This is a genomic window from Caulobacter sp. D5, assembly GCF_003185805.1.
In the GTDB taxonomy this organism is placed as follows: domain Bacteria; phylum Pseudomonadota; class Alphaproteobacteria; order Caulobacterales; family Caulobacteraceae; genus Caulobacter.
Genome location: NZ_QHJY01000339.1, coordinates 1 through 11,752, shown reverse-complemented (window position 1 = coordinate 11,752; position 11,752 = coordinate 1). Strand labels below are relative to the sequence as shown.

General features: G+C 69.4%; 8 protein-coding genes and 1 pseudogene. 6 read left to right on the top strand and 3 right to left on the bottom strand.

The window, feature by feature from the left end; all coding sequences use genetic code 11:
• The 6 genes and pseudogenes from DMC18_RS20075 to DMC18_RS20050 all read left to right on the top strand — a co-directional run.
• On the top strand, positions 1 to 2,111 hold a 2,111-nt coding region (locus DMC18_RS20075; protein ID WP_110133246.1), incomplete at its 5' end, for a PAS domain-containing sensor histidine kinase.
• A gap of 67 nt (positions 2,112 to 2,178) precedes the next feature.
• Positions 2,179 to 2,556 (top strand): VOC family protein, encoded by a 378-nt coding sequence (locus DMC18_RS20070; RefSeq protein WP_199228467.1) that lies wholly within the window; start codon positions 2,179 to 2,181, stop codon positions 2,554 to 2,556.
• Positions 2,557 to 2,633: 77 nt separating this feature from the next.
• On the top strand, positions 2,634 to 3,770 hold the full coding sequence (locus DMC18_RS20065; RefSeq protein WP_110120121.1) for an AraC family transcriptional regulator: 1,137 nt from the start codon (positions 2,634 to 2,636) through the stop codon (positions 3,768 to 3,770).
• 132 nt (positions 3,771 to 3,902) lie between these two features.
• Positions 3,903 to 4,688 (top strand): MipA/OmpV family protein, encoded by a 786-nt coding sequence (locus tag DMC18_RS20060; RefSeq protein ID WP_110120122.1) that lies wholly within the window; start codon positions 3,903 to 3,905, stop codon positions 4,686 to 4,688.
• 11 nt (positions 4,689 to 4,699) lie between these two features.
• The gene (locus tag DMC18_RS20055) at positions 4,700 to 5,491 is read left to right on the top strand and encodes a CPBP family intramembrane glutamic endopeptidase (RefSeq protein ID WP_110120123.1); all 792 of its coding nucleotides are present in this window, start codon (positions 4,700 to 4,702) and stop codon (positions 5,489 to 5,491) included.
• 113 nt (positions 5,492 to 5,604) lie between these two features.
• Positions 5,605 to 8,379: pseudogene (locus DMC18_RS20050) on the top strand (M14 family zinc carboxypeptidase); the annotation flags it as partial.
• 277 nt (positions 8,380 to 8,656) lie between these two features.
• Here DMC18_RS20050 and DMC18_RS20045 read toward each other — a convergent pair.
• The 3 genes from DMC18_RS20045 to DMC18_RS20035 form a co-directional block, all read right to left on the bottom strand.
• Positions 8,657 to 9,763 (bottom strand): sugar kinase, encoded by a 1,107-nt coding sequence (locus DMC18_RS20045; RefSeq protein ID WP_110120125.1) that lies wholly within the window; start codon positions 9,761 to 9,763, stop codon positions 8,657 to 8,659.
• A complete protein-coding gene (locus tag DMC18_RS20040; protein ID WP_058348668.1) occupies positions 9,763 to 10,437 on the bottom strand; it encodes a bifunctional 4-hydroxy-2-oxoglutarate aldolase/2-dehydro-3-deoxy-phosphogluconate aldolase in 675 nt (224 codons plus the stop codon). Before DMC18_RS20040 ends, DMC18_RS20045 begins: the two co-directional genes overlap by 1 nt.
• A 437-nt stretch (positions 10,438 to 10,874) precedes the next feature.
• Positions 10,875 to 11,752: phosphoenolpyruvate carboxylase (locus DMC18_RS20035; protein WP_146218146.1), on the bottom strand; the 878-nt coding region annotated here is incomplete at its 5' end.

The following is an 11,752-nucleotide window of genomic DNA, read 5'->3' as shown; positions in this document are numbered from 1 at the left end:
GGCGTGAAGCAGCCCGCGCCGCCGCCGCCTCGGGCCGCAGCGCCTGGATCGGCGGCGTCGGCCGCAGCGGCCGCCTCTACGTGGCCATAGCCGCCCAGACCTCGGCCGGCCGCGGCTACGTCATCGCCGCCGGCGATCCCTCGCGCCTGCTGGGCGAGCCGGACAAGACCCAGTCCAACGCCCTCTTCCTGCCGGACGGCGGCCTGCTGGTCGGCGTCGGCCGCGCGGTGCAGGGCGCCGCCAGCCTCGACCAGGCCTACGCCCTGTCGGTGGAGGACCTGCAAGGCGGGGCCGCCGCCCTGACCGGCCGCGGCGTCGACGGCTCGGGCCTGGACGTGGCCTTCGAGCCCCTGGCCCAGGGCGCCCTGATCGCCGCCGTCAGCGCCCCCAGCCACACCGTCGCCAATGTCGACCGCCGCCTGATGGAAGGCGCGCTGACCCTGCTGATCCCGCTGGCCGCCGGCATCGCCCTGGCCCTGATCCTGATGCTGCAGAGCCGCCGCGCCGAGGCCGCCCAGCGCGAGTTCATCGACAGCGAGCAGCGCTTCCGCCTGGCCGTCGAGGCCGCCCGCTGCGGCATCTGGGAATGGGACCTGCGCTCGGACGAGGTCTACATGTCCGACGTCACCGGCGCGATGTTCGGCTGGGGCGGCGGCGGCGTCGCGCCCGGCGAGGACCTGGTCGAGCGGATCTCGTCGGACCACCGCGACCGCGTGCGCCAGGCCCTGGCCAACGCCGCCCAGTTCGGCGCCTTCGACGTGTCGTTCCGCATCCCCGCCCGCGAGCACGGCGGCCGTTCGATCTGGGTGGACGCCCGCGGCCAGGGCTTCGGCAAGCCGGGCGAGGACGGCTATTCGCGGATCATCGGCGTGGCGCTGGACGTCACCGAGGAGCGCCTGGCCCAGGCCCGCGCCCAGGCCGCCGAGAACCGCCTGCGCGACGCCATCGAGAGCGTGTCGGAGGCCTTCGTGCTCTGGGACCGCCAGGGGCGCCTGCTGATGTGCAACAGGAACTACCGCAGCGTCTTCTCGCTGGAGCCGCGGATCCTGAAGCCCGGCGCCGCCCGCGCCGAGGTCAACCGCTTCGCGGCCCTGGCCATCAAGCAGGAGATCCCCGATCCGACCGGCGCCAAGGGCGTGCGCGAGGCCGAGATGAACGACGGCCGCTGGATCCAGATCAGCGAGCGGCGCACGGCTGAGGGCGGCCTGGTGATGACCGCCGCCGACATCACCGCCATCAAGACCCAGGAAGAGGCCCGCCGCCGCAACGAGGAGCAGCTCCAGAACGCCGTCGCCGGCCTGGAGCGCAGCCAGGAGCAGCTGGCCGAGCTGGCCCGCAAGTACGAGATGGAGAAGGTCAAGGCCGAGGGCGCCAACAAGGCCAAGAGCGAGTTCCTGGCCAACATGTCCCACGAGCTGCGCACGCCGCTGAACGCCATCAACGGCTTCTCCGAGATCATGATGAACGAGATGTTCGGCCCGCTCGGCGACCAGCGCTACAAGGGCTACAGCCTCGACATCCACAACAGCGGCCAGCACCTGCTGGCCCTGATCAACGACATCCTCGACATGTCGAAGATCGAGGCCGGCAAGATGAACCTGAAGTTCGAGCCGCTGCACCTGGAAGACGTCACCGAGGACGCCGTGCGCCTGGTGCGCAACCGCGCCGAGGCCGCCGGGCTGAAGCTGGAGGTCGACTTCCCGCCCCTGCCCGAGATCGAGGCCGACTACCGCGCGGTCAAGCAGGTGCTGCTGAACCTGCTGAGCAACGCCATCAAGTTCACCCCCCGCCAGGGCCGCGTCACCGTGCGCGCCGAAATCCGCCGCGATCCGCTGGGCGAGCGGGTGAAGGTGTCGGTCACCGACACCGGCATCGGCATCGCCGCCGAGGACCTGGCCCGCCTGGCGCGTCCGTTCGAGCAGGTGGAAAGCCAGCACTCCAAGACCACGCAAGGCACGGGCCTGGGCCTGGCCCTGACCAAGTCGCTGGTCGAGATGCACGACGGCGCCCTGGAGATGGTCTCCAACCCGGGCGAAGGCACCACGGTCAGCTTCATCCTGCCGGTCAGCCAGAGCAGCCCGATGAGCATCCGGGACTTCGCCGCGGCTTAAGGCTGGGCATTTGCCGACGCCGCGGTTCGGCGCCAAGGTCGCTCCCAGCAGCATGAGGGGGCAGGACGTGGCCGCGATCTTAGGAACACCCGTCGCCTTCATCCACGTCAGCGACCGCCAGCGGGCGCTGGACTTCTACGGCCAGGCCCTGGGCCTTGCGGTCCGCAGCTCCGATCCGTTCGGCGACTTCCTGGAGGCCGGAGAGGCGCTGATCCGCCTGACCGCCCTGCCCGACTTCAAGGCTGGCGCGCACCCGGTGTTCGGCTGGAACGTGGCGGACATCGAGGCCGCCGTGCGGACCCTGGCCGGCCGGGGCGTGGTGTTCACGATCTACGAGGGCTTCGGCCAGGACGCCCTGGGCATATGGACCGCTCCCGACGGCAAGGCGAAGGTCGCCTGGTTCGCCGATCCCGACGGCAACGTGCTGAGCCTGTCGCAGGCTTGAGGCGACGCACGTTCCGCGACACTCTCCGCGCCGTTTCGCGCGGAAGGCTTCTGGCGCGGTTTCGGGGAAATGACTGAATGAGCGGCGCCCTGGTGCTGATCCTGTCGTCGGCCGCCGCCGCCATCGGGCTGTTCGCGGCGACGCAGCTGGTGCTGCGGCCCGGCTGGCGGAAGGCTCCGGCGACGGCGCTGGCGGTGTTCCTGCTGCTGAGCGCGCTGTCGGGCGTCGACCTGATCCTGGATCGCGGCGGCGTCTATGCCGCCGCCCCTTGGGCGACAGGGATCCTGTGGTCGACCTCGCTGTTCCTGGGACCGGCGATCCTGGCCTATGTGGTGGCCATGACCGGGGATCCGGAGGCGGGATGGAGCCCGGTGCGGATCGCACGCCTCTGCTGGCCGGCGGGGATCGCCCTGCTGCTGGCCCTGCCGTTCTTCGCCCTGCCGATCCCGACGCGCATCGCCATCTACACCGGCGTCGGGGCCGAGACCGACGCCTGGGCCGGCCCGCTGCAGCTGGCCTTCGTGGCGCTGTTCCTGGTCACGACCCTGGGCTATCTGGCCGCCGCCTTCCGGGTGATGGGACGGCACGTGCGGCGGGTGCGCGACCTCTTTTCCAACATCGAGAACCGCACCCTGAGCTGGCTGCGGGGGCTGCTGCTGGTGATGCTGGCGGCCTGGATCTGGGGCGCTGTGAAGTCGGGGCTGGCGCTGAACGTCTCCCATGCCGACTGGCTGGATGTCGCCGGCGCGGCGGTGGAGCTGGCCTGGACGGCGGCCATCGGCCTCTTTGGCCTGTCGCAGCAGCCGATCTTCACGCCCCAGACCGAGACGCCCAAGGCCCTGCCCCCGGCCGAGAAATACGCCCGCTCGGCCCTGCCGCAGGCGCGTCAGGTCGAGATCGCCGCGCGGCTGGACCGGGCGATGGCGGCCGAGGCCCTGCATCGTGATCCGCTGCTGTCGCTGAGCGCCCTGGCCACCCGCATCGGCGTCTCGCCCAACCACCTGTCGCAGGTGCTGAACGAGCACCTGGGCCAGAGCTTCTTCGACTATGTGAACCGCTGGCGGGTCGACGAGGCCGTCGAGCGGATCCGCACCACCGACGAGGCCATTCTCTCAATCGCCTACGAGGTGGGGTTCAACTCGCGCTCGACCTTCAACGCCGCGGTCAAGAAGCACGCCGGCCGGCCGCCCAGCGCCTTCCGCCCCGCCGCCTGACGCCCCTCCCCAGCAATGTCCGGTCCGGCAGGATCGGAAGCCCGCCCGCTTCTAGCCTACCCGTCCGGACGACGCCCGGCGGCGCCTGCTCCAGCCTCGTGACTGTCACCTCCCCGTTCGAGAGAAACAGTCATGATCCTCCGCCTGAAGGGCGCCGCCCTGGCCGCCTGCGCCCTGGCGCTCCACCCGTTCGCCGCCCGTGCGCAGAGCGAGGAGCCCGACCACCTGCTGCTGCTCGGCGCCGGCGTCTATGCGACCAGCAATCCCTATGAGAGCGCCCGCGAGAAAACCGAGACCGGCGTCCTGCCGCTGTTCTTCTACCAGAACCGCTACCTGACCGCCGACCTGTCGGGCCTGGCGGTGAAGGCCTACGAGAGCAAACACTTCAAGCTCGAGGGCCGCATCAGCCCGCGCTTCCAGTTGGTCGATCCGAAGGACACCCGCGACTTCGCCTTCCTGGAGCGCGACACCGGCGTCGATGTCGGGGCGCGGTTCAGCGGCATGGCCGGCCCGGCGACGCTGAGCCTGGAGCTCCTGGCCGACGCCACCGGCGAGACCGAGGGCCAGGAGATCAATCTCGACCTGACCCTGGCCGCCCAGCCCACCGAACGGCTGTCGCTGGAGGCCGTGGCCGGCCTGTCGTGGAAGGACGAGAAACTGGCCACCTGGCTCTACGGCCTGCGCGAAAGCGAGGTCGCTCCGGCCCTGGCCTATGAGTTCGGGCGCACGGCCCGGGCGCCGTCGGGCGGGGTGGTCGTGCCCTCGCTGGGGGTCCAGGCCCGCTACCGGCTGACCGAGCGGCTCTATGTGATCGCCGCCGCCGAAATCGAGGTGTTCGACGACGACATCAAGGACAGCCCGCTGATGGCCAAGGGCCAGACGGCCGCCGGCTTCGTCAGCCTCGTTCGCCGGTTCTAGGCGTGCGGCCGGTGCACGCCTCGCGCATTTCGGTCGTGCCCGGCGGGCTGACCCTGGCCTGGGAGACCTTGCTGATCCTGCTGATCTGGCTGGCCGCCGTCGCGCCGATGGGCGTGCTGGCCTGGGTCGTCGCGCCCCGGCTGATGACGCCCGGCGATCCGCTGCCGGGCCTGGTGTTCTGGCGCATGGTGGTGGTCGGCATGGCCTGGCAGAGCGTGCTGGCCCTGATCGTGCTGAGGCTGGAGGGCGTGGCCTTCACCCTGCCGGCGTTGCGTCGGCGGCTGTGGCTGAAGGCGCCGACCTGGCGCTCCACCGGCCGGCCGTTCGCCTCGGCCTTCCTGCTGGTTCCTCTGTTCGTGGGCCTGGGCTTCCTGGGCGACGAGGCGGTCGGGGCGCTGTTCCAGGCCACGCCCTTCGGACAGCGCCTGGCCGAGGCGACGCCGGCCTTCGCCCAGATCGAGCACCTGATCACGCCCGAGGCCAGGGGGCGCTGGGACATTCTCGCCCTGGCTTTGGTCTCGAGCCTCTTCAACTACGCCCTGGGCGAGGCCCTGCTGTTTCACGGCGTGCTGCTGCCGCGCATGGAGCGGGCCTGGGGGCGCTGGGCGTGGCTGGGCAACGGCCTGCTGTTCGCCGGCTATCACGTGCACAAGATCTGGATCATGCCCGGCCTGGTGATCAGCTGCCTCTGCTACAGCCTGCCCGCCCAGGCGTTCCGCTCCAACTGGCTGACCATGGTGATCCATGGCGTGGAAGGCGTGGTGCTGATCGCCGCCGTGCTGATCGTCATCCTGCAGCCGTGAGCGCGCCGGAATAATTCACCGACCGCCCTGGCTCCACGTGCGGTTTCATGCTCCGCCTGCGTCAAGCTAAGGGGGCCAGCGAAACAAGCGCCCCGCTTTGGTGGATGGGGAGTGCGATGACGCGACACGTAGCGATGGCCGGGGCCGCCCTGGCGCTGGTGATGACATTCGGCGGACACGCCGCCTTCTCGGCAGAGATCACCCCGCCCGCCCAGGCCTTCGCCCAGGATCCCGGCAGCGACTACTTCCTGGCCGACTACACCGCCTACGAGGCCTATCTGAAGACCCTGGCCGGCCAGTCGGACCGCATGAAGCTGGTCGACATCGGCAAGTCGGAAGAAGGCCGCACCCAGTGGGTGGCGATCGTCTCCTCGCCGGCCAACCTGGCCAAGCTGGACGAATACAAGGAAGTCGCCCGCAAGCTGGCGCGCGGCGAGGTCACCCGCGAGGAAGCCGAGAAGCTGGCCGCCACGGGCAAGGCCGTGGTCTGGATCGACGCGGGCATGCACGCCACCGAGACGGTGACCTCGCAGGGCCAGATCCAGGTGCTCTACCGGATGCTGACCAAGACCGATCCGGAGACGATGCGCATCCTCGACGACGTCATCGTGCTGTTCGGCCACGACAATCCGGACGGCATGGAGCTGGTGTCCGACTGGTACATGCGCAACGCCGACCCGCAGAAGCGCGAGTACAACTCGATCCCGCGCCTGTACCAGAAGTACGTCGGCCACGATAACAACCGCGACAGCTTCATGTCGCAGATGTCCGAGACCACCAACGTCAACAAGGTGCTGTTCCGCGACTGGTATCCGCAGATCATCTACAACCAGCACCAGCCGGCCCCGAACGGCATGGTGGTGTTCGTCCCGCCGTTCCGCGACCCGTTCAACTACAACTACGACCCGCTGGTCATGACCTCGCTGCAGGAGGTGGGCATGGCCATGCACAGCCGCCTCGTGGCCGAGGACAAGCCGGGCTCGGGCGCCCGCAGCGCCGCCCCCTACTCGACCTGGCACAACGGCATGGAACGCTCCATCGCCTATTTCCACAACGCCGTGGGCCTGCTGACCGAGATCACCGGCGGCCCGACGCCGATGCCGCTGAACCTGGTGCCCGAGGTGCAGCTGCCCAACGGCGACCGCCCCATGCCCGCCCCGCCCCAGACCTGGCATCTGGCCCAGACGGTCGAGTACCAGTGGAGCCTGGACCGCGCGGTGATGGACTACGCCTCGCGCAACCGCGAGCGCATGCTGTTCAACATCTGGAAGATGGCCAGCAACTCGATCGCCAAGGGATCCAAGGACAGCTGGACGATCACCCCGACCGAGATCGACGACCTGAAAGAAGCCGGCGCCAAGGTGAAGTTCGAGGGCAAGGTCACCGGTTCGGCCACCTCGGCCGCCGTCGATCCCTCGCTCTACAAGACCATCCTGCAGGCCCCGGAAAAGCGTGATCCGCGCGGCTACATCCTGACCGCCGACCAGGCCGACAAGCCGACGGTCGTGGCCTTCCTCAACGCCCTGATCAAGGCCGGCGTCGATGTCGACGAGGCGACCAAGCCGTTCACCGTGGCCGGCAAGACCTATCCGGCCGGCTCCTACGTGGTGAAGACCGCCCAGGCCTATCGCCCGCACGTCCTCGACATGTTCGAGCCGCAGGACCACCCGCACGACGCCGAATATCCGGGCGGCCCGCCCAAGGCGCCGTACGACGTCACCGGCTACACCCTGGCCTACCAGATGGGGATCAGGTTCGACCGCGTGCTCGACGGCTTCGACGGGCCGTTCCAGCGCGTGCCCGACCTGATCGCCGTCAAGCCGGGCGCCGTGAAGGGCTCGGGCAAGGCCGGCTGGCTGATCGACCACGCCCCCAACAACGCCTTCACCCTGACCAACCGCCTGCTGAAGGCCGGCGCCCAGGTCTCGTGGCTGAAGGACGGCGCCAAGGCCGGCAAGCAGAGCTTCGCGGCCGGGGCCATCTGGGTCCCCTACTCGCCCGCGGCGGCGAGCGTGATCACGGCCGGGGTCAAGGAACTGGGTATCGACGCCTGGGCGACGGGGTCCAAGCCCGGCGGCAAGGCCATCGCCCTGAAGCCGGTGCGCATCGGCCTGGTCGACGTCTATGGCGGCTCGATGCCGTCGGGCTGGAACCGCTGGATGTTCGAGAAGTTCGAGGCCCCCTTCCAGGTGGTCTACCCGCAGCGCCTGGACGCCGGGGATCTCGCCAAGGACTTCGACGTGCTGGTGTTCGCCGACGGGGTGGTGCCCGCCCCGGCCGGCGGTCCGTTCCGCGCCGGCCGCGGCTATCCGCAGCCCAAGCCCGAGGAGATCCCGGCCGAGTACCGTCCGTGGCTGGGCACGGTAACCGACGAGACCACCCTGCCGCAGCTGAAGGCCTTCGCCGAGCAAGGCGGCACGGTGATCGCCATCGGCGCCTCCACGCGCCTGGCCACCGCCTTCGGCGCGCCGGTGGACGTGGCCACGGCCAAGAGCGAGGGCGGCAAGCTGGTGGGCCTGTCGACCAAGGAGCTCTACATCCCCGGCTCGGTGCTGCGGGCCAAGGTCGACGTCACCCAGCCGCTCGCCTACGGCATCCCGGCGGACGTGGACATCTTCTATGACCGCTCGCCGACCTTCACCCTGAAGTCGGACGCCAAGGGGGTGTCGAAGGTCTCGTGGTTCGACAGCGCCAAGCCCCTGCGCAGCGGCTGGGCCGTCGGCCAGGACCGCCTGAAGGACACCACGGCGATCCTCGACGTCGACGTGGGCAAGGGCAAGCTGTTCGTCATGGGCCCGGAAATCACCCAGCGGGCGCAGTCGTACGGGACGTTCAAGTTCCTGTTCAACGGGCTGCTGTACGGGCCGGCGGTCAGCGCGGGGAAGTAATCCCAACACCGTAAAACCCCCGCGAAAGCGGGGGCCCAGGTGTTTTATCGTCGAGCGCCCCGCGTTTCAGAAAAAGCCTGGGTCCCCGCTTTCGCGGGGATTTTACGGGTGATGATATGGAAAAGCCCCGGTCGCAGGACCGGGGCTTTTTTCTAAACCCTCTCCCTGAAGGGAGAGGTGTCGGCGGAGCCGACGGAGAGGGAAGTGGGTTCGGAGACAGCAGCCCCTTCCCCCTCCGGCCCTCCGGGCCACCTCCCCCTTCAGGGGGAGGGTCTTGTTACCGAATAACCCGCGCCCCGGCGCCCTGCACCAGGGCCTCGACCTCCTTCAGGCGCACCATGGAGGTGTCGCCCGGGGTGGTCATGGCCAGGGCCGCGTGGGCCGCGCCGTAGTCGACGGCGGCCTGGGGTCCCAGGTTCTCCATCAGGGCGTAGGCCAGGCCCGAGGCGAAGCCGTCGCCGCCGCCGATGCGGTCGTAGATCGCCAGGCCGTCGCGCATCGGGGCCTCGTAGAACCCGCCGTCGGCCCACAGGATCGCGCCGAAGTCGTTGACGCTGGCCGAGCGCACGGCCCGCAGGGTGGTGGCCAGCACCTTCAGGTTCGGGAAGGCCTTCACCGCCTGCGGGGCCAGGGTCTTGAAGTTGGCCGGATCGGTGGGGGCCAGGCCCTTCACCAGACCGTCGATTTCCATGCCCAGGCACACCACGAAGTCATGATCGTTGCCGATCATCACGTCGGTCATGGCGGCGATCTTGCGGTTCAGGGCCTGGGCGGCGTCGAGGCCGCCTCGGTCCTTCCACAGAGAGGCGCGATAGTTCTGGTCGAAGGAGACGATCACGCCGTGCTTCCTGGCGACCTCCAGGGCCTCCAGCACCACCTCGCCTGTGTTGGACGCCAGGGCCGTGAACACGCCGCCGGTGTGGAACCAGCGCACGCCTTCCTCGCCGAACAGCCGCTCCCAGTCGATCTCGCCGGGACGCAGCTGCGAGGCGGCCGAGTTGGCGCGGTCGGAAACGCCCAGGGCCGGGCGCACGCCGAAGCCGCGCTCGGTGAAGTTCAGCCCGACCCGGGTGTTGCGGCCCAGGCCGTCGAACGGCCGCCAGACCACGTGGGACATGTCCACGCCGCCCTGGCCGATCAGGTCCTGGACCAGCCAGCCCAGGTCGCTGTCGGGCAGGGCCGTGGCCACGGTCGAGCGCTTGCCCCAGCACTTGCTCATGCCGCGGGCGAAGTTGTACTCGCCGCCGCCTTCCCAGACCTGGAACTGGCGGGCGTTGCGCACCCGCCCGTCGCCGGGATCGAGCCTCAGCATCACCTCGCCGAGGGCCGCGCAGTCCCAGCGGGTCTCCGACGCCGGGCGAAGCTCAAGGATCGGATCGCTCATCAGGCCTTGCCGCGCACCTTGGCGATCAGGTCGACCGTCTCGCGCACCTTCTTGGAGATGCCGGCGTAGTCCTTGGCGTCGAGGGCTTCCTGGGTGATCAGCTTGGAGCCCATGCCGGCGGCGACGATGCCCGCGCCGAACCACTTCTTGATCGAGGCCTCGTCCGGATCGACGCCGCCCGTCGGCATGATCTTGGTCCAGGGCATCGGGCCCATCACGGCCTTGATGAAGTCCGGGCCGCCGACCGACGAGCCGGGGAACACCTTGACGATCTCGCAGCCCAGTTCCTGGGCGTAGGAGATCTCGGTCGCCGAACCGCAGCCGGGGCTGTAGGGGATCATGCGGCGGTTGCAGAGCTTGGCGACGTCGGCGTTGACGATCGGGCTGACCATGAACTTGGCGCCGTTGGCGATGTAGAGGCCGGCGGTCGGCGCATCGACGATCGAGCCGACGCCCATGATCACGCGCGGATCGGCCGAGGCGAAGTGCTTGGTGACTTCGTAGAAGACGTTGGCTGCGAAGTCGCCGCGGTTGGTGAACTCGATGCAGGGCGCGCCGCCGTCGGCGCAGGCCTGGATGACGTTCTTACAGATCTCGACGTCCGGGTGGTAGAACACCGGCACCACGCCCTGGGTCTCAAGGGCCTGCAGCACCGCCATACGGTTCTTCAGCATTCGCGTACTCCTCCCGGAAGGGATGGTCTTGCGCGATGCGCCGCTGAGCGCCCCGCGCGTGGAAGATCTGTTCGGCGATCCCTTAGCCCGCGCGCGCGGCTTGCGCCACAGGCCGAGGCTGCCGCCACGTCAATTTCAGCCGCCCTGCCCTGTTGGGTAAGGCGAGGCAAAATGAAGGGCGTCAGGCCGAAGCCTGACGCCCTGGGAAAGTTTGCGCAGGAGCGAACTCAAAGAGCCGCAGGACGCCCGGTCGCGCGAGGCGGACCAAAACGTCATGACACCGGTATCAAATCGAGCTCGGCTCGCGTTGTCACCGGTGTCATGAACAGATAAGCGCAGTTTCGGCATTTGAGCAAGCCTGTAGAAAACGCAGGTTCGCGCTTCGTGGAATTTTTGACGGGCGCGCCGATTTGGTGATCAGCGCGCCCCTTTTCAGGTCAGCCCGTATTGCGCAGGCCGGCCGCGATGCCGGCCACGGTCAGCTGGATGGCCAGGCGCACGTCCTCGGCCTGCTCGCCGCCGCGACGGCGGGCCAGCAGCTCAAGCTGGAGATGGTTCAGCGGGTCGACCGAGTGGCCGGCCAAGGTCACCGACTCAGCCAGCTCCGGCTGGTTGTCGAGCAGGCTGGAACCGCCGCGGATGGCCAGGGCGATGGTCTGGGCCGCGTCGTGCTCGCGCTTGATGGTCTCGAAGATCCGCTGGGCGTTGTCCTGGTCGGGCGACAGGGCGACATAGCGGGCGGCGATGCCCATGTGGCTTTGAGCGAGCGCCAGCTCCATGTTCGACAGCAGCGAGGCGAAGAAGTCGAAGCCGCCGGCCAGATCCTGCAGTTGGCCGGTCGACAGGCCCGCGCGCTCGACGCCCGAGGCGAAGCCGTACCAGCCCGGCAGCATGAAGCGGGCCTGCGACCAGCTGAACACCCAAGGGATGGCCCGCAGGTCTTCGATCTTGCGGCTGGCGGTGCGGCTGGCCGGACGGCTGCCGATGTTGAGGCCGACGATCTCGCCGATCGGGGTCGCCGACCAGAAGAAGTCCTCGAAGGCCGGGTCGTCGTAAACGAGCGCGCGGTAACCCTCGAACGAGGCCTGGGCCAAGGCGGTCATCGCGCCCTCGACCTTGGGGTCGGGACGGTGGGCCGGGCGCTGGCTGGACTGCACCACCGCGGCGGCCAGGCCGTCGAGGTTGCGGCGGGCCGTCGGCTGGTCGCCGAAGCGGCGGGCGATCATCTCGCCCTGCTCGGTCATGCGGATGCGGCCCTGGACGGTGCCGGCCGGTTGGGCCAGCACCGCCTCGGCGGCCGGCCCCCCGCCCCGCC

What these genes read in the sequence shown, in the direction of transcription:
- DMC18_RS20065 (WP_110120121.1), top strand. Translation starts at nt 2,634, where the DNA reads ATGAGCGGCGCCCTGGTGCTGATCCTGTCGTCGGCCGCCGCCGCCATC.
- DMC18_RS20060 (WP_110120122.1), top strand. Translation starts at nt 3,903, where the DNA reads ATGATCCTCCGCCTGAAGGGCGCCGCCCTGGCCGCCTGCGCCCTGGCG.
- DMC18_RS20045 (WP_110120125.1), bottom strand. Translation starts at nt 9,763, where the DNA reads ATGAGCGATCCGATCCTTGAGCTTCGCCCGGCGTCGGAGACCCGCTGG.
- DMC18_RS20040 (WP_058348668.1), bottom strand. Translation starts at nt 10,437, where the DNA reads ATGCTGAAGAACCGTATGGCGGTGCTGCAGGCCCTTGAGACCCAGGGC.